Origin of the sequence: Pseudomonas sp. 58 R 12 (assembly GCF_900005865.1) — a bacterium.
GTDB classification, from domain to species: domain Bacteria; phylum Pseudomonadota; class Gammaproteobacteria; order Pseudomonadales; family Pseudomonadaceae; genus Aquipseudomonas; species Aquipseudomonas tritici.
In genome coordinates, this window is record NZ_CVTP01000028.1 from 599157 (window position 1) to 615862 (window position 16706).

Consider the following 16706-nt stretch of genomic DNA (forward strand, 5'->3'; position numbering starts at 1 on the left):
GCCATGTTGTTCAACGTAAAAATGACCGTGAACCTGCCCCTCGATATGAACCCCGAGCGCGCCGCTGGCCTCAAGGCCGAGGAAAAAGCCTTGGCGCAGCGCCTGCAACAGGAAGGCAAATGGCGCCACCTGTGGCGCATCGCCGGGCACTACGCCAACTACAGCGTGTTCGATGTCGACAGCGTGCAGGACCTGCACGATTTGCTGATGCAACTGCCGCTCTTTCCCTACATGGCCATCGAAGTGAACGCCTTGTGCCGGCACCCTTCGTCGATCCATGAAGATGACCGCTAAGCCTGCCATTCACTCAATAATTACAAGATGAGGAAAGCACCATGTCCATCCGACTTTCACAGACCGACCACGCTCAACAGTTTCTTGAAGAGGCCAGCGGCAACCTTAACGATGGCGGCAACCCGCGCACCAAGGCGTTGGTGTACCGGATTCTGCGCGACACCGTGAACATCATCGAAGACCTGGAGGTGACCCCCGAAGAATTCTGGAAGGCGGTCAACTACCTCAACGAACTGGGCAAGAATCAGGAAGCCGGGCTGCTCGTCGCGGGGCTGGGGCTGGAGCATTACCTGGACATGTTGATGGACGCCGCCGATGTCGAGGCCGGCAAGACCGGTGGCACCCCGCGTACCATCGAAGGCCCGCTTTACGTGGCCGGTGCGCCGTTGTCCAAGTACGAAGCGCGGCTGGATGATGGGACCGATGCCGCCGCGCCTCTGTTCATGCGTGGTCAGGTGCGCGACACCGACGGCAATCCCCTGGCTGGCGCGATTGTCGATGTGTGGCAGGCCAACACCGGCGGCACGTATTCCTGGTTCGACAGCAGCCAATCGGCGTTCAATCTGCGCAGGCGCATCGAGACTGATGCCCAGGGCAATTACCGTTTTCGCAGCATCGTGCCGTCCGGCTATGGCTGCCCGCCGACCGGACCGACTCAGCAGTTGCTTGATCAACTTGGGCGTCATGGGCAGCGGCCGGCGCATATCCATTTCTTTATCTCGGCCCCGGGTTATCGTCACCTGACCACGCAGATCAATCTGTCGGATGACCCCTACCTGCACGACGACTTTGCGTATGCGACACGCGATGAGCTAATCGCCGAAATCCGCTTTAGCGATGATCCACAGCTGGCGCGGGAGTTGGGTGTGCAAGGTCGCTTTGCGCAGATTGATTTCGACTTTGAGCTCCAGGTAGCCGCTGCACCGGTAGAACAACAGCGCATGCAGCGCGTTCGTGCGCTCGAGGACTGAGCGCGGTAGGGCAGGTGAGTACCGGAGTATCCGGGATCACGGTGTGTCGGTCGGCCCATCTATCGACCGACCCACTGCAACGGGGAGCAAGCAGGCTTTAGTTGCATTTCCTGGTCAGCGGATGCTGACCAGGCTTGGCACAGAGGCTATTTGGAGAAGCTCAGCCGAATTGATTTGCCGATTCAACTATTGCATTAGACTTACTGCTACGTGTTAGCTGATAAGAAAAAATTGCCAGCCATATGAACCAGCCTGGCATCACCATCAAGACGACACTCAGCCATTTCGCGGCTGAGTACCATGCACTGTTCGCCAAATTACCGTCCCTGAGTCACTCACTGCAAGGGCCGTTTGTTATATGCGGAATTGGTCGATCAACTTCATCTGTAGATTGGCCCGTGCGTTGAGCTGACTGCTGATCTGCGCGGAATCCGCGGCCTGCTCAGTCAAGGATTTCGGTCACACCCCGGATGGTCGAGACACTGCGATTGCCGCATTGCGCTTTCTGGACGACCTGGGCTTTGAACGGTTTGGGATAAGAGCTACGTTGGCGCATGGAAATCCTAGCGATAAGGGTGATCGCGTTCGCTAAAAAATACGCGGACACCATCGCCCTTAATGCTGGAGTTCGGTAGGTGTGTTCGCCGCCCGCTTACGGCTATTCAGTCTCCGTCCTAGGTTAAAGTTATATCGTGTCGGAGAGCTTGATAATGGTCTGCGTCCGGCCAAGTCATCTACCAGTGCCGGGAGTTGATCGGTATCCAGCTCCATTTCGCTGGATTGGGCACACTCCTGAATGACCTGGGCTTTGAAGGAGTTGGAGTCGGAATAGCGTGTTGGCTGCATGAAATACCCGCTTAAAAGGCTAGAACTGGTGTCCACTTAAACTTAAGTGCATACCATGTCTGGGCTTTGCGGGGTTGGGTACCCCCTCTGCTCTGAATATCGTCTGGATGTCTGATGAACCTGCGCGCGATCATTATTCTCGGTGCCTTGAGCGCCTTCGGCCCCTTGGCCGTCGACTTTTATCTGCCTGGCTTCCCTGCCATTGCCCTCGCGTTTGGCACTGACGAGAAGCATGTCCAGTTGACCCTGGCGTCATATTTTCTGGGCTTGTCCATCGGTCAACTGGCTTACGGGGCGGTGGCGGATCGCTTCGGCCGACGTGTCCCGCTGCTGTTCGGGGCTTCGCTGTTCACCCTCGCATCGCTGGCGTGTGCCTTCGCGCCGAATCTGGAATGGCTGATCGGCGCGCGCTTCGTTCAGGCGCTCGGCGGCTGTGCGGGGATGGTGATTGCCCGAGCCATTGTCAGCGACAGGTGCGATGCCGTTCAGTCGGCCAAAGTATTCTCGCAATTAATGCTGGTTATGGGCTTGGCGCCGATTCTGGCGCCCATGCTCGGCGGCTTGCTGGTCAACCTCTATGGGTGGCAGTCGATCTTCATCAGCCTGACGGCGTTCAGTGCGCTGGCTTCAATAGCCGTGGCGCTGGGCCTGCCGGAAAGCATGCCCGCCACTCATCCTCGCCAGCCTTTATCAGGCGCACTGACGCAGTACCGCCGCTTGTTGGGCGATCGTATTTTTCTAGGCCACGCGCTCACTGGCGGGATCGCCATGGCTGGGATGTTTTCTTACATCGCCGGTTCGCCGTTCGTGTTCATCAAGCTCTACGGAGTGCCGCCTGAGCACTATGGCTGGCTGTTCGGTACCAATGCGGCGGGTTTCATTCTGGTCTCGCAGCTCAATGCCCGGTTGGTGGGCAAAAAGGGGCCTGCGTTCCTGCTGTCGCGGGTTATCTGGATGTACCTCGCTGCTGCACTGGCATTGTTGGCGATTGCCGGTCTGCGCACCGAACAGCTCTGGCCCCTGCTGGTGCCCTTGTTTGTCTGCATTGCCTGCCTGGGCTCCATCACCCCCAATGCCTCAGCCTGCGCCATGAACGGGCAATGGGCGCGTGCGGGCAGCGCGTCGGCATTGCTCGGTTGCCTGCAGTTCAGTGTGGCGGCAGCAGCGGCCGCGCTGGTGGGTGTGCTTCACGATGGTACGGCGTTGCCAATGGCGCTGGTTATCTGCTCATGCGGTGCGTTGGCCGTGACGCTTGCAATGCTGACCCGCCGTTTGCAGCACAAACGTGATGTAGCGCTCCAGGGCTCATAGGAGATTACTCGATGCTTCACCGCCGAGTAACGAAACAGGTACATACGGCAATGATCAGCAAGGCCAGAAACATGCCGCCGAAGCCTTGGGACAGGCCCAGGTTCCAGCCGGAATACTGCCCCGCCACCACCGCACCGACGCCGAAAATCAGCAGGGTGAAGAAGCCTGCATGACGCTGCAGGCGACGTTGCTCAAAGTAAAGCACCCAGAGGTCAGCGGCTTTGATGGCTCGGTTGATTGCTGCCAGTAGCGAGCCTCCGAACATGCCAAGGAGGAAACCAATCCCGGCGACGATCTTGGGCTCGGTGACACTCAGGTAGGCGCTGACCATGCTCGTCAGGTACAGCGAGCAGGCAGCACCCGTAACCAAGAACACCATCCAGGCGCGCCAGTCGGGCAAGTCGTCCTTGTGCCACCAGCTCGCAACTACGGCCCCAATGAGGCCCGCAATCAAAAATTCGAACCTGTCGATCTTGTCGAGCAGGCGCTGTAGATACTCCATGCGCTCGATTCCGTGGGGCATGTTTTTTGGAATTGAATCGGCTCACACAGCACTCCCAGCTCGGAGCAATGGGTGTGGTGGGTCGGAAACGAAAAAGCAGCGGGAGGTGTCAAGTCTCGGAAAGGCGCCTAACTGGTAGCACAAGTTTTCACGCTATTGATTCGAAAGCACTGGACCCATTAATCGCTGGTTAATCCCGACCTCTGAGAATGGCAAACGGAAGCGTGGCAGCAGTAGCTTCCATGACCATTATCAGAGAGATGCAAAATGAACCTTCGCAAGCTTGCCATTATTTCACTGCTCAGCATCAGTGCCACTAGCGCGCTCGCTGAAGGCGGTGCTGACCGTTTGATACAACGAAATTTGGAACAGCAGCAGGCCCATCTGGCCGCTCAAAAGTCCGCAGAGACAAAGTCAGAAATCGCAAAAAAACAGCCGAGTGTTGATGCCCCTAAAACTCAGTCGAGTTCAAACGATAGCTGACATCTGGCCGCTGGTAGGTCGCCCTTAGGTGGCTTGCCACAAGCATATGAGACAACCGCTACCCAATCGCTGGAGCCCAGCTTCGCTCCCCTAACAGCTAGTGCTCCCAAAGGCTGCCCTGGCTGCAGTGAAACTCAGGCAATAAAATCTATGGTCACCCCCATTTTTGCAATACTGGGTGACGTGGTTGGCTTGCTTAAATCTATCCGGCGTCTGTTTGGGGCAGGCCCCAGCGCCACGATGAGAGTCGCGCCTGACGATCTTTAAAAAACCGTCGGCTTCTGAAGCTGATTTTTATGTCAGGATTTTCGTCAGGCCGGTGCGCCGTTCACATCATCTGTTGTTCAGCTATCGCAAAACCTGAAGGTGAATCGTTCTACTGCAACAACCGCAGGGTCAGGCGTTCAAGGCGTCTGGCCCTGTTTCATATTGCGTATGGTGAGCGGCTATTGCCCGAGCGATACGCGCCAGTTTGTTAGCCAGTGCACAAGCCACGTAAGCGCCTGGGCATCACACCTTGCGTGATGAAACCGGCTGCCACCATGCGGCAGCAACTGATCGATTTCACTCGCCCGCTGCGTCGGCAGGCGCGTAAGCACATCCTTCAGATAAGCATACGGATCATGACCATTCAGCCGCGCAGACTGGATCAAGCTCATGATCGCCGCCGCCCGTTTTCCGCTGCGTAGCGAGCCTGCAAAGAGCCAGTTCTTGCGCCCAAGAGCCCATGGCCTGATTTGGTTCTCAGCCCAATTATTGTCTATGGGCACGGCCCCGTCATCGAGGTAGCGCGACAGCGCTGCCCAGCGTTTTAGGCTGTAATCGAGTGCATCTGCTGATGCCTGAACCTTCGGGTACAAGCTCGCGCTGGGCGCTCATCCAGGCATGTAGCGTGTCCATTACCGGGACGGCTTTTTCTTGCCGTATTCGGCGCCGTAAATCCGGTTCCAGGTCGCGGACTTCGCTCTCGATTTCGTACAGCAACTGGATATAGCGCAAGGCTTGCTCAGCAAGCGTGCTTTTATTCGTAGCATGCAGCTCGAAGAATTTGCGCCGCGCATGGGCCATGCACCCGATCTCGGTCACGCCGAGTTCGAAACTGGCTTTGTAACCGCCAAAATCATCGCAGACCAGTTTGCCCTTCCAGTCTTTCAGGAAGTTGCGAGCGTGCTCACCGGCGCGGCTGGGGCTGAAATCGTAAACCACCGCTGACAGATCCGAGAATTGGCTGGTGGCGTAGGCCCAAACATAGGAGTGATGGGTTTTCTTTGTTCCCGGCATGAGCATCTGCACCGGTGTTTCATCGGCATGAATAACCTGCTGCCCGAGTACCGCTTCGTGTAGCGCATCGACCAGCGGCTGCAACTGAACCCCAGTAACGCCAACCCATTGAGCCAAGGTTGAACGGGGAATCGCCAGGCCCGCTCGACCGAAGATCGATTCCTGACGGTAAAGCGGCAGATGGTCAGCAAACTTGGCAATCATGAAGTGGGCCAGCAGCCCGGCGGTTGGGATACCCTTGTCGATGATCTGAGCCGGAACCGGTGCCTGGATAAGCGTTTCGCAGTCAGCGCAGACCCATTTGCCACGTATATGACGCTCGACGGTGAACACGCCCGGTGTGTAATCCAACTTCTCACTGACATCTTCACCGATGCGTTTGAGCGCGCAGCCGCATGGGCAGTGAGTGTTGTCGGGTTCGTGATGGATCAGTGTGCGTGGAAACTCAGCCGGCAATGCAGTGCGCTTGGGCTTCTGCTTTTTCTCGGTCGATGCGGGTACTGTTTGCAAGGCTTGAAGCTCGGCTTCAATTGCGGCGATATCGGTATCGATCAGGTCATCGAGCAAGCTGGCCTGCTCAGGGTTCATCTGCTCGCTGCGCTTGGCAAATTTCAAGCGTTTGAGCTGCGCGATCTCGAAGGTCAGCTTCTCGATCACCGTCTGATCGCGGTTGATCTTCTTGCCCATGGTTTCGACCGTCTTACCCATTGCTTCGACTTGCAAGAGCAACTGCGCAGCTAAGGCACGCAGTTGGTCGGGGGACATTTGGTTGAGGTTGGGTGAAGAAGTCATGCTGCGGATTTTGCCAGAGCAGGCCGTTCGCAGCGATACACCGATAGGCTAATAGCCGCCGTTAAAGCAGTGTGATCACACCGCCAGCCCCAGCGCGCTGCCAAGGCAAGCCCAGCACTAAAGCCTGAAGTTGCTCGGTATCCAACTCAAGTTCAGAGCCTTGACGAATTCCTGGCCAGTGAAACTTTCCTTGATTCAATCGGCGGGCAGCCAGCCAGATGCCAAACCCATCATGCACCAGGACTTTCATGCGAGTGGCGCGGCGGTTGGCGAATAGATAAGCACAGTGCAGCTTCGCCGCACCGACACCGCGATCACCCTGGCCAACGCCGTGTCGGTGCCAGCACGCATGTCCATGGGTTCGGTGGAGAGCCAGATGGCATCGATGCGGATCATTGGGTGAGCCCTCGAATGAGTCGGGCGCATCCTTCGGGATCGTAAATTGGCCACTTCACCGTAAGCGTTTGCTGGCCAATCGGTAATTCAATGATCGCCGACGCTTGAGCTACTGGTTTCGATTCGACTTTCAAAGGAATGAACGCTGGCAAGGTGGCGACCGGCTGATCGCGGTAAAGCGGTAGCCAACGGCGCACGACATTAGCGTTGATACCATGACTCATCGCGATGGCTGCCACGGAAACGCCAGGTTGCAGGCATTCCTGGACGACTTGGGCCTTGAAGGATTTTGTGTAGGAATTACGTTGGCGCATGGCGATCCTGACATTAAGGGTAGTTGTGTCCGCATAAAATTACGCGGACACAATTGCCCTTATTGGTTGGCCGGGGTCGGAAGGTGGGTTTGCCGGTCCCTTACTGATAATGATCAAGAACCGTAGGGCACGTTCTTAGCCCTTTCCAGTACGTTATGAGCGGAGGGAGAAGCAGCAGGTGCGAACGATTACATCGAGCTGCTCAGGGGTACTCAGAGAGGTCTTAAAGTCAGGACGTCTCGCGGTCACATAAGGAGGAGTGGGTCTCCGAACCTCCCTGAATTTCTTGTTACAATGTTCCGTAACAAACTGCTTGGCCTCATTGGCTTTGAAAAGCATCAGTCCCTTGACAGCATCTGCGTGCTCTGGTGTCAGCGGAATAAGTAATTTTTTTTCGAGGAACGAATTTAAAGCTCCTACCCCCATTCCCGTCATCGAGCAGAGATCGCTCCAAGTAATATACAAGTTTAAGTGCTTTTCGATAATTTTTGCAGAATCGACGTGCATGAAATAGGCATTAAGCTTAATGAACGGAATCGCACCGGTATCCAGATATCTCATGTGAATAGTTCGCGTACTATATCCAGTTATTTTTGATAACTCAGATACGGACAGATGCTGTTTGCGCCATTCGGTTGCGAGCTGTACTCCCTCAGCAGTGCAGCGTTCGCTTCTCGCCCCCCTGTTGCCAATACAGGGAGCCGTCAATAAAATCCCAGCTTCCCGAAGTTCCCTGACATCCTTAGTATCGAGATTGAGATTTTTTTCCACTGTTTTAAATGACAACAAGCCATCCGCAGGTAGCAGCGGCTGCAAAAAAGCGAGGTCTTTTTTATCCAGTCGCAATCTCATTTCTTCTGAAAGGTGCTTGCGCTGGTAAATCAGTAGCCTGCTTCCAAATCGAGTGATGTTGATTGACATGGGGGCAAGTCCCGTAAGTAACTTTTTCAGGCTCCCACCTTCGAGACCACTCCTGCGTACTATTTCAGATCTCAGCGCGTATTTTTGGCCGAACTTCTGCAGAGACTCTAGTGAAGTCCTCCATCCATTGGGATGAGATACTGAATGACCTTTCAGTAGTCCTGAAGTGATGAGCGCGCGAACAATGCTTGTGGTGGTGTCCAAGAAAACTGCAGCCGACTTTAAACCGAGCAGATCAAAGCTTTCACCTGGTTCGCCAGGGAGGTCCTCATTATCCCACTGAAGATCCCTCTGGCTATGAAGAAGTTTGCACAATTCATGGCATTGGTAGCGTTGCTGAGACGCCGGTTCATTTTCGGCAAGGGCCACAGCATTCAGCGACAAATCCCGCCCCTTCGTTTGAACAATGTTGTGGGTGTTTAGGATAAAGCTCAGCTCCTTTCCAGTGTAACTTAACTGCCCACATAGGCACTGAAATGGATGGCTCATAGGCTGAGTTTGGGAACTCCGGAACAAATACTCCATGGCATACTCGCCGAGTATCAAATTGTCACTCAGGATGAGCGGCGCCAGAATGGCTCGTCTGTGCAAGCAGGGAAAATGTTCTTGAATTCTATCCATTTCTCGGAAGAATAGGGTTTTGTTTCCGGTGGCTATTCGTGCGCAGTGATCTATGATCAAAGGACGATTATCAACGGTATGCAAGAATCGCATGGCAGCGATCGCTGCTAATAGCAGAGTAAAGAAATGCTCATTTTTTGCTTCTACGGCGTTGCTGATGAGCCTCGACGTTTGAGTGTTAAATTCGGTTGTCGGTGTTTCTCTCAGATCGAACTTGCATGGGCAGATATAGTCGCTGAGTTCGGGCCAGTTTAATGGTTTTTTGCAATTAGGACATTGAGTTATGTAGCGTTCACCATGAGCTGGACAGGTTTCATTGAAGGTAAATATGTGCATATGGTTCAGGTAGCCATCCCTTGCACAGCCAGGACAGAGCGCAAGATGCTGTCTCAGTAGGGGCGATGGGAAGGCTATACCTGCTACTTCCACATAAGGATACTTATCGTGGCGTACGGATCTGTAGAAGCATGATCTGATTGCTTCCGCCTCCTCACTAGAGAGGCCGTCATAACTTGTTAGGAGCTCACATGGGCCAAAGCCTTGCCACAGTGCGCGCGCCTTTTTAACGGCGCGCCCATCCGTGCTCGCTTCCACAAGCAGGTGCGCCGTTGAAATACCATTACCCGCTGCACAACGGAAAATCAGCGATATAGCGCTTTCTTGAGGTTTGGGCAAAGGATAATAGTTCAGCTGATTCATTGCATCTTACCTTTGGACTTTTGTGCGATAATTTTTTTAAGCTCGCCAATGCCTAGTGTAAAAGAGTTCTTAGTTGTAAGCCGTGATTTGACCTCGACCGCGCCGCATCCAACGATCAAGTCGTCCATGGAGAAAATGCTATTGTCCCGGCGCAAAGCTGTTATGACGGATTCTTTGAGGATGTTGAAGAGTCCGCGAAAGTTTCCGCCAGTGGCTGTATAGAATGCGAGGACCAACTTTTCGTCAGTCATCTCCGGCACCTCTTCAAACCCTAGCTCTCGTCTTAGGAGTCGCTCATAGGCCCTGATAATTTTTGTAAATGTTTTTTGGCTTTCTAGTGTTGCTAGGGTAAAAGGGTAGAGGTGTGCTCTATAGGGGCAGCGATCGGCTAAAGCGCTATGGCAGTTGAAGGCATATTCATACCGTTGTTCGCCAACGAATAAAATAGGTCGACCAAAAGCGTCCATAAGCGTTTTGGCGAACTCGGCCGCATATTTTATGGCTCTGTCCGTTTCAGTCCGATAGAGGTGCTGCCATTCATCCATTATCACCAACTGAGTCTGGCAACTCTTGAGATTATGCAAGAGGCAATGCTCAAGAGCTTCGTGAGACCGATACTCCCTGTGGTCGCTAAATTCCCTGAGCGCGCTAGTCATGAGCGATTTGACCGTAGAGTCGTTAGGCACCCTGCAGTAAAAAACCGGTATGATTCTCTGCTTGTCGCCGTCCAGGTCGACAAAATGCTTCCGGGGATATTCTGATATAAGCTGGTCGCAAATCCGGCTTTTACCAGTTCCTGGATCCCCCAGCAGGATTGACCCGCAGCTATCCCCAATTGCTTCGCCTAGATCAATGGCACGATGGATAGTCTCGAGTGCTGCACTGTACCCGGGATGTAGGATAGTGAGGCTAGCCAACATTTTCAGCTTAGTCCTGGTTTCAGGGGTCATCACCGGTATCCCCTCGTTGGGTGTATACGCTCTCAAAGTCCTCTTCATCCTTCAGTCCAGCGGCGTCACGAGGCTGGCGGATGTCTGTGGTATTTGATCGTTCATCCGAATCAGTAAAGACAGACGATGATGCGGTGGTTTTGTGTTTCTTATTGGTGGCTTTTTTGCAGTCCTCTATGTAGTCGGCCAGTTCATACAAGGCAATTAATGCATCGTCGGTATTAAAAGCTTTCTTCTCCGCCAGCAGTTTTGCCACGACCAACTCGTGATCACCCAAAGTAAGATCATTTTGATACTCGGGCCTGTCGGCGATCGCCTCGCGCCAGTCCTCGGGTGTGTCTGGATGGGCGACCCAGACTTTCCCCAAGTCGCAGGGGTTGTAGCGCACGATCGCTTTCTGATTTTTTTTGAGCCGCTGCCTGATTTCGGGCAAACCTACGCCGTGCCAAGAAAGATGATGGCTGACGACACGGCCACCCGTGAGCCGGTACTCCCATCGGCTCAGGCAGTGTTGCTTGAGCTCTTCTTCGTCATAGCGCTCGGCAGGCAGGGCGCTGGTGCTTAGCTGTTCTTTTTTCAGCGCAGGGCTCGCGCATAGGTCGTCCTGCCAAGTGTTGTGATACGCCTTCAACCACATTTCGAAGGATGTACGAAGCTGTTCAAGGTCCAAGCAGGCGTATTCTTCAGAGGCATAATCCCCGCGTTCGGTCGGCGAGGATTTTGTGGTGCCCGGCAAGTTGTTTGAAAAGCCGACGCTAACGGTACCGTTAAACCGCTCGATCAATTTAGCGTCTGGTTCTCCCACCGGAACGAAGTCCGGATCGATGCCCAGTTTGTCGAAGGTGGTAATCCCCCACACGTTCAAAATTTCCGAACCGTGATCAGACACGATGCCGGCCATTTTGCCGTTAGCAAGAATTGCCCGGATGGTGGCGCGCATCATCTTTTCTGCACTGGGTGTTCCGAGCGAGATATCCCAACCCGAAACTTCCCTGGTGGCCGGAACCAGATGCGCCGACAGGACCGCGCGGCCCACCGTTCCGGTCTTTTTATCCTTGATCATGACATTGAGATCATGGCTGTCAAAAACGGTGCAAGCGTAAGGGTCATCATCAATGAACAGCTTCCCGCTAGCCTTGTTCAACCGCCTGGCAGCCTTCTTGCCCTCTCTTCGTGATGTGACGTAGTAACGATCCATCGCGAGCGCCCTGCGACGAAAAGTGGCGTATGAGGGAGGCTTCTGGGGGTTGCCTCCGGAGCGAAGGCGTTCCTTGTTGTCGTGGAGGATGTGACCCAGAAGCAGCTTGTAGGCGTGTGTCAGCGATGGCCGCTCAGGTTTGAGGTACACCGTGTCGATGTAATGGTCGATTAACTCCTCGGCCCCAGCCGCTAGCCTCTTGCGCCGTCGTCTGGGTTTTTGTCGAGCGAGAGCAATTGGTTCTAGGTCACCGACGAGATAGCGCCTTTTCCACCGCCATACGCTGGACACCCCCGGTGGATGTTGATCGCCGATCCGGGCTGCGACTTGCGCAATCATCTCTTTTGCGGCTTCCTGAGGAAGGCTGCCACCCAGTTCAGTCAGGCAGGCATCCACATAGGCTCGATGGCGCGTAGCTCGTTGCTGCTCATGTTCAGGCAGTGAGGTCCATCGAGCGCAGGGACCGATATCAATGGCGGCCTGTCGATGCAGCACCAGTCTGCCCTTCAGCTCCATATCTGCAAAATGTATCCGTGTGATGAATCGGCGGTACTTATGAATGAGCGAGCACATCGCGATATCGTCATCATTGATGCTGATGATCTCGTAGACTTGTCCATCCAGCCTGTACTGCGCCCCGGGCTTGGGGTTGCTAAAGGGCATGCCGCTCTCCAACGATGCACGAGTCCAGCGTCAGACGCTCACCTAGGTCGTATTCCACCAACCGCTCGAACATCGCTCGATAAATTGCACGTTCACGTACTTCGGCAGGGTGGCTTAGGAGAGCCCGCAGGGACACGGGATAGTCCAATACAGACAGGAGCCGCTGGCAGCCGCCGAATTCGTCCGCGGATACATTGAAGGAGTGGAAGTATAGGAACTTCAGATTTCTCAGCTTCGTCCCCGCTCGGATACTGTCTATATCTGCGAATATCAGCTCACTCCCTAGCGCCTCGATCGAAGATTTAGCAGCCTGCAGTTTCGATCTGACCCGTGTGGAAAGCTCGTTGAAATCGACCTTCACTTCGGTATAGGTAGTCTGATCCACGGTTTCAATGCAAAAGTCTGGCTGATACTTGCGCTCGCGACCGTTCACCGTGACCAGCAGCGGCTCAGGCTTGCAGTAGCTGACAACGTTTGGATCGTATTCAAGAAAGACGCAGTAATCGGCCTCTAAAACGCTGTGGCAGATGACCTGCGAGTGAGTTTTTCGTGAAGGAAAAAATAGCAGGTGTTTGCCATAGCCATTTTTTGCTGCGACTTTCCTGACTTCGATTGGCTTGCCCATGACCATTCTCCTGATCCTAGATCAGTCATCTTTAATACGTTGCCGTCCAACAATCGGCCTGTTCACCGCCACATGTAGTTCTCTCAGAGGGGCGTAACCGCCACACTCCTTGTGTTGCTTACCGCATTTCAAGCCTGAGTAATTCTCTCCCATACCCATGAACTGCCTTGGCGCCTGAATGATCGCTGCCAGGTAGTTTGGCCGCTTCAATCCGGCACGCTGTCCGATCGCTTTGCTTTTGCGGCTTTCAATACGTCCTGCGGGGCAATTTGAATGCGGTCTTTAGGGCGCTGACCACCGAGTGCGCTACAGGGCGTGTCGAACCAGAAGGCCAATCGCCAGTTATCCTCGATAGGGATCAGCGCCGTGATCACCGGAGCAAGTCCCGTGAGAGGTCGATAGGAGTTCTTGGCATCGAGAACGTATCTAGGGAAATAATCAGTGCCCAAATGACGCAGATAGAAAATCAGTCCGGAGGATTTCCACTTCTCCACCTGAAGATGGACAGTTTCCGATGGCAGCTCAGCCAAAGTGCCCAGCTCGCGGTCGGATATCCAGTCACCATTATTCAGCAGATTGATCTGTGCTTGCGCCAACGCTACACGCTCCCATAACGCCAGGGAGGACTCCGGCGTCTTGTAAATTGATCCTTGGGACATCAGGCACCTGGCCTCGTCAATGGCCAGTTCCAAGATGTCGAGAGTCGCCTGGCCGAGCCCGTCCGTGATCCTTACTGAAATTTTCTGCATGACTCTGCCCGGGGCTTTGAAGGTAATGACTGCTGTCACGTCATTGATCACAGATTGCACTGCTTTTAGTGGCGGGGCTTCCAGAGATGAGCTGAAAATCGGTCCAGCAATTTCCAGAATCGATCCGCCTTCCTCTTCAAGCCTGCCCGCCAGGAGAACGACGAAACGGCTCGGGTAATGACGCAGCAGGAATTTTGCGTTTTGCCGGACTCGGTAGGGAAGTGCCTGGTCCTGCGCTAGCTCGGCCAAGAATTCCCCCGTCTGGACTACAGTTCTGGTGCGCTCATGTGGCATCGTCATGTCCACGACCTCCGTCGGTAGGGATGCTTAAGCGCAGCCCCAGTCGTTATCGGTGTTAGTGCGAGCATGCTCACGTCTGACGCTATGCTTTGTTGAGCCCGCTTGACGTGTGCTCCGGTTGTGGCGCCATTTCGTGACGCCGATGAATGGTGGTTACTCCTCAGCATGGCTCTAGCGGCCCGTGCATATTTCACGTCCGACGCATTGGCCACGAGACGTGCCAAGTCGTCCCACGGTCCACGCGACGCTGAAGTTGCCGGCACTAGCCACTTTCATCGGCGTGAATATTGGGGAACTTTTAACCCGTGCTGGACATTATCGTCGCTGATGGTTACGCCGAACTCCAGACCATCGAGAATGCAAAATCTATCAATTCAGATGATATTGTTTTCAACAAAATCAATTAGTTAATAAATATATAAATCTTCGCATGTGTTATCTGCCCCATTGAAAATTTTCTGCTATCGGCCTCGCTTGCAGAGAGGTGTAGACGGACTACATTATTTGTAGTGCTGCTACATGCTGGACGGATCGCAAGCGGATGTAGTCGCCTAACCATCCTGTTTCTAAGAGGAGGCTGCTCATGAGGGATAGCCGTCTGGATACCTCCGAGATCAGACGCGCGCGTGCGATCGCGTTCTCGATTTCGGTCGCCGAGGCGTATGGCTGCGCTAGCGATTCTCGGGAAGTGGCTGGCTGTGAGGCTACATTGGACAGGACCGTTCTCCCTGGTGAGGCAACCCCTCCTGAACTACTCAGGTTGTGGAGACGCCGGTTCATCGGGGCCGTCGCCTCTGAGCCTTCTCGAACTCTGCTGTATGAGCGATTTTCAGGACTGCGAGCAGTTTTCGATTCATCGCTGTGGTCGCTGTTGAAGCCTTCGTGCGGGCAGAGATCCATTGAAGAGATCGTCAGCGGCACGCGCATGGACGGCGAGGGGCTGGAGATATTTCGCTCGAACTCGCTCGCTCTGCTCTGCAGTTGTCCAGACTGGCATAACCTAGCTCCACTCTTGGCGATTCTACGGTCTCAGTCTCCACAATGGCTATTTGAAAGAAGCTGGTTACGCAAGAACTTCGCGGCTTGTTGCGAATTGATGTGCCTACGGCCTTCAGACAGAAAGCTGGCAGTGCCGCTCTGGAGCGCAGTCAAGATCCTGGTGGATCAAGGGCTGTTGGGAGATATCAAATATTGGCTGGACAGTGAACAGTCCTTTGACTACCTGCTGCAGGGGCAAATCCGTTTAGGTGAATGTCTTATCCGCCAAGGATGGGTATCTGGTTGGACCGACGACTGTATCGTGTGGCTGTGGTACTTGGGCGAGCGCTCTTGTTCTTGCACCGTAGATGCCTTGCGTTCGGCGGCGGAGGGCACTTCCGTCGAAAAACCTGCCGATTTGTATATGCGGGTCAGGCGCGCATCGGCGAAATTGGCGAGCACGGTCATCAGTATTCCGGCGTGAAGCTACGCAAGCAATAGCAGGGGTAGATCCAAAAGCTCATGGAGTCTTCCGCTGAGATTTGCCCGGTGTCTTCATTGATTGGCTAGGTTCGTGGAAGGGTGAATTAATGATGTTACTTCGCAGAGGTGCTCCACTTCTGTCGATTAAGCGGGCGGGGAAGGAGGAGAATAACGATAGCGCGAATAACTGCACACGCTTGCGCCGACTGGCGATCAAACATTGCATCAGAATATGCGCGGAAGGGGAGAGCTCGAAGATCCGTGGCACTGAGCCTCTCTGAGATTACTCTGTACGCTACCTGTAATAGCCCCTTGCTGAGCAGCTTCTGATGGCCCTTCTCAAAACCTTCATGGGCCCGGGTGGTCAATCTGGGCCAGGTGCATGAAAGCCTGCAGACGGTTTATTTGCTTGGCCTGAGCACGAATCAGCCGCTGATCTTGACGATGCGCCAACAGGTAATACTTTGCCTTCTCGTGCTGGGCTGCGAGATCACTCGCCATGGTTTCGCCGTCCTGGCGAGACTTGGCCAGAGCGGCATCTTGGCTGACCCGTTGCTGCTGGGTGAGGGCCACTTGACGTTCGAGCTGACGCAACTGTTGTTGGAGGTGTCCGTGCGCACTATTCGTGCGCTCAAGATCCCGATATAACTGGGTCAGTTCTTCTTGGCGCACCGTCAGTTGCTCGCGCAGACCACGCATCTCTATCTGAGCTTGGCCCATCTGTTCAGCATGACGTTGCAGCTCTTCCTGACGCTGGATCTGATGCTGCTCGCGGTAGTGACTCATGGCCTCCCGGGCCTGCTGGTGCTTCATTTCCAGTGATCGGATTTGCCCTAGCCGCTCCTCGAGCAGTTGTACCTGTTGCCGGCAGGCTTCCTCCAGACGCTGCCGTTCACCTTCAATGCGCTGTAATTGGCTATTGAGTTCCACCTCGCGCTGACTCAATACGCGGTATTCGTCGCCTTGGGCGGTATGAGCGATTTGCAATTGCTCAAAGCGCGCACTGTCCACTGCGCGCTGTTGCTGATAGGCCGCCTGTTGGTGCTCGAGGCGGGCGCGATCCGCGGCCACACTATCCTGTGCCTCGCGGGCCAGCCGTGCAGCTACACTCTGAATGAATGCTTGTAGTTCCTCGGATAGGCTTACCCGTGGCGGCTGCGGCTCGGCGTCCGCCAGCTCACGCAGGTAGCGATTTATGGTGGTCTTAGAGCCGGTGTGACCCAGTTCGGTCCGCACCGCCTCAATGCTCGGTACCAAGCCGCGCGCCAGCAAGGCATCGCGCGCGCACTGAACCTGCGCTTTGTTGATTCCAGAACGGGCCATGGCTTG

The 16706-nt window shown here is 54.6% G+C and carries 13 protein-coding genes and 2 pseudogenes; 5 read left to right on the top strand and 10 right to left on the bottom strand.

Going from position 1 to position 16706, the window contains the following annotated elements:
• Positions 1 to 3 precede the first annotated feature (3 nt).
• From catC to BFP95_RS27145, 3 genes are all read left to right on the top strand, one after another.
• Entirely contained in the window at positions 4 to 294 is a 291-nt protein-coding gene (catC, locus tag BFP95_RS27135) for a muconolactone Delta-isomerase (protein ID WP_056858449.1), read from the top strand.
• A gap of 41 nt (positions 295 to 335) precedes the next feature.
• Complete coding sequence (gene catA / locus BFP95_RS27140) at positions 336 to 1265, top strand: catechol 1,2-dioxygenase (RefSeq protein WP_056858450.1); 930 nt, start codon at positions 336 to 338, stop codon at positions 1263 to 1265.
• Positions 1266 to 2225: 960 nt separating this feature from the next.
• Positions 2226 to 3422 (top strand): multidrug effflux MFS transporter, encoded by a 1197-nt coding sequence (locus tag BFP95_RS27145; RefSeq protein WP_056858451.1) that lies wholly within the window; start codon positions 2226 to 2228, stop codon positions 3420 to 3422.
• Positions 3423 to 3621: 199 nt separating this feature from the next.
• On the opposite strand, the pseudogene BFP95_RS27150 reads toward BFP95_RS27145, so the two are convergent.
• Positions 3622 to 3924: pseudogene (locus tag BFP95_RS27150) on the bottom strand (MFS transporter); the annotation flags it as partial.
• 267 nt (positions 3925 to 4191) lie between these two features.
• Here BFP95_RS27150 and BFP95_RS29690 point away from each other — a divergent pair.
• Complete coding sequence (locus BFP95_RS29690; RefSeq protein ID WP_133257329.1) at positions 4192 to 4407, top strand: hypothetical protein; 216 nt, start codon at positions 4192 to 4194, stop codon at positions 4405 to 4407.
• Positions 4408 to 4917: 510 nt separating this feature from the next.
• Here the strand turns inward: BFP95_RS29690 and BFP95_RS27155 are convergent.
• The 8 genes and pseudogenes from BFP95_RS27155 to BFP95_RS30505 all read right to left on the bottom strand — a co-directional run bounded on the left by BFP95_RS27155 (position 4918) and on the right by BFP95_RS30505 (position 13916).
• Positions 4918 to 6480 (bottom strand): annotated as a pseudogene (locus tag BFP95_RS27155) (IS66 family transposase).
• Between the two features lie 61 nt (positions 6481 to 6541).
• Positions 6542 to 6772 carry an IS66 family insertion sequence element accessory protein TnpB gene (gene tnpB, locus BFP95_RS29695; protein ID WP_256534346.1) on the bottom strand — a complete coding sequence of 77 codons (231 nt, stop codon included), beginning with the start codon at positions 6770 to 6772 and terminating at the stop codon, positions 6542 to 6544.
• A gap of 100 nt (positions 6773 to 6872) precedes the next feature.
• Positions 6873 to 7190 (bottom strand): IS66-like element accessory protein TnpA, encoded by a 318-nt coding sequence (locus tag BFP95_RS27165; RefSeq protein WP_065873493.1) that lies wholly within the window; start codon positions 7188 to 7190, stop codon positions 6873 to 6875.
• A 153-nt stretch (positions 7191 to 7343) separates the two neighbouring features.
• On the bottom strand, positions 7344 to 9431 hold the full coding sequence (locus tag BFP95_RS27170; protein ID WP_083224251.1) for a TniQ family protein: 2088 nt from the start codon (positions 9429 to 9431) through the stop codon (positions 7344 to 7346).
• Positions 9428 to 10381, bottom strand: a complete 954-nt coding sequence (locus tag BFP95_RS27175; protein ID WP_065910961.1) for a TniB family NTP-binding protein — start codon at positions 10379 to 10381, stop codon at positions 9428 to 9430. Before BFP95_RS27175 ends, BFP95_RS27170 begins: the two co-directional genes overlap by 4 nt.
• The gene (locus tag BFP95_RS27180) at positions 10371 to 12242 is read right to left on the bottom strand and encodes a hypothetical protein (RefSeq protein ID WP_065910962.1); all 1872 of its coding nucleotides are present in this window, start codon (positions 12240 to 12242) and stop codon (positions 10371 to 10373) included. Before BFP95_RS27180 ends, BFP95_RS27175 begins: the two co-directional genes overlap by 11 nt.
• On the bottom strand, positions 12232 to 12867 hold the full coding sequence (locus BFP95_RS27185; protein WP_065873489.1) for a hypothetical protein: 636 nt from the start codon (positions 12865 to 12867) through the stop codon (positions 12232 to 12234). Before BFP95_RS27185 ends, BFP95_RS27180 begins: the two co-directional genes overlap by 11 nt.
• 206 nt (positions 12868 to 13073) lie before the next feature.
• Positions 13074 to 13916 carry a BPSL0761 family protein gene (locus BFP95_RS30505; RefSeq protein WP_371914466.1) on the bottom strand — a complete coding sequence of 281 codons (843 nt, stop codon included), beginning with the start codon at positions 13914 to 13916 and terminating at the stop codon, positions 13074 to 13076.
• Between the two features lie 583 nt (positions 13917 to 14499).
• On the opposite strand from BFP95_RS30505, the gene BFP95_RS27195 reads away from it, so the two are divergent.
• Positions 14500 to 15378 (top strand): hypothetical protein, encoded by an 879-nt coding sequence (locus BFP95_RS27195; protein WP_065910963.1) that lies wholly within the window; start codon positions 14500 to 14502, stop codon positions 15376 to 15378.
• 347 nt (positions 15379 to 15725) lie between these two features.
• On the opposite strand, the gene BFP95_RS27200 is transcribed toward BFP95_RS27195, so the two are convergent.
• A complete protein-coding gene (locus BFP95_RS27200; RefSeq protein ID WP_065910964.1) occupies positions 15726 to 16700 on the bottom strand; it encodes a DNA-binding protein in 975 nt (324 codons plus the stop codon).
• Positions 16701 to 16706: the final 6 nt, after the last annotated feature.

Bases quoted from the DNA above. Each gene is read 5' to 3' on its own strand.
- BFP95_RS30505 (WP_371914466.1), bottom strand. From the start codon at position 13,916: ATGACGATGCCACATGAGCGCACCAGAACTGTAGTCCAGACGGGGGAA.
- catC (WP_056858449.1), top strand. From the start codon at position 4: ATGTTGTTCAACGTAAAAATGACCGTGAACCTGCCCCTCGATATGAAC.
- BFP95_RS27170 (WP_083224251.1), bottom strand. From the start codon at position 9,431: ATGAATCAGCTGAACTATTATCCTTTGCCCAAACCTCAAGAAAGCGCT.
- catA (WP_056858450.1), top strand. From the start codon at position 336: ATGTCCATCCGACTTTCACAGACCGACCACGCTCAACAGTTTCTTGAA.
- BFP95_RS27185 (WP_065873489.1), bottom strand. From the start codon at position 12,867: ATGGGCAAGCCAATCGAAGTCAGGAAAGTCGCAGCAAAAAATGGCTAT.
- BFP95_RS27175 (WP_065910961.1), bottom strand. From the start codon at position 10,381: ATGACCCCTGAAACCAGGACTAAGCTGAAAATGTTGGCTAGCCTCACT.
- BFP95_RS27180 (WP_065910962.1), bottom strand. From the start codon at position 12,242: ATGCCCTTTAGCAACCCCAAGCCCGGGGCGCAGTACAGGCTGGATGGA.
- BFP95_RS27165 (WP_065873493.1), bottom strand. From the start codon at position 7,190: ATGCGCCAACGTAATTCCTACACAAAATCCTTCAAGGCCCAAGTCGTC.
- BFP95_RS27200 (WP_065910964.1), bottom strand. From the start codon at position 16,700: ATGGCCCGTTCTGGAATCAACAAAGCGCAGGTTCAGTGCGCGCGCGAT.
- BFP95_RS27195 (WP_065910963.1), top strand. From the start codon at position 14,500: ATGAGGGATAGCCGTCTGGATACCTCCGAGATCAGACGCGCGCGTGCG.
- BFP95_RS27145 (WP_056858451.1), top strand. From the start codon at position 2,226: ATGAACCTGCGCGCGATCATTATTCTCGGTGCCTTGAGCGCCTTCGGC.
- BFP95_RS29690 (WP_133257329.1), top strand. From the start codon at position 4,192: ATGAACCTTCGCAAGCTTGCCATTATTTCACTGCTCAGCATCAGTGCC.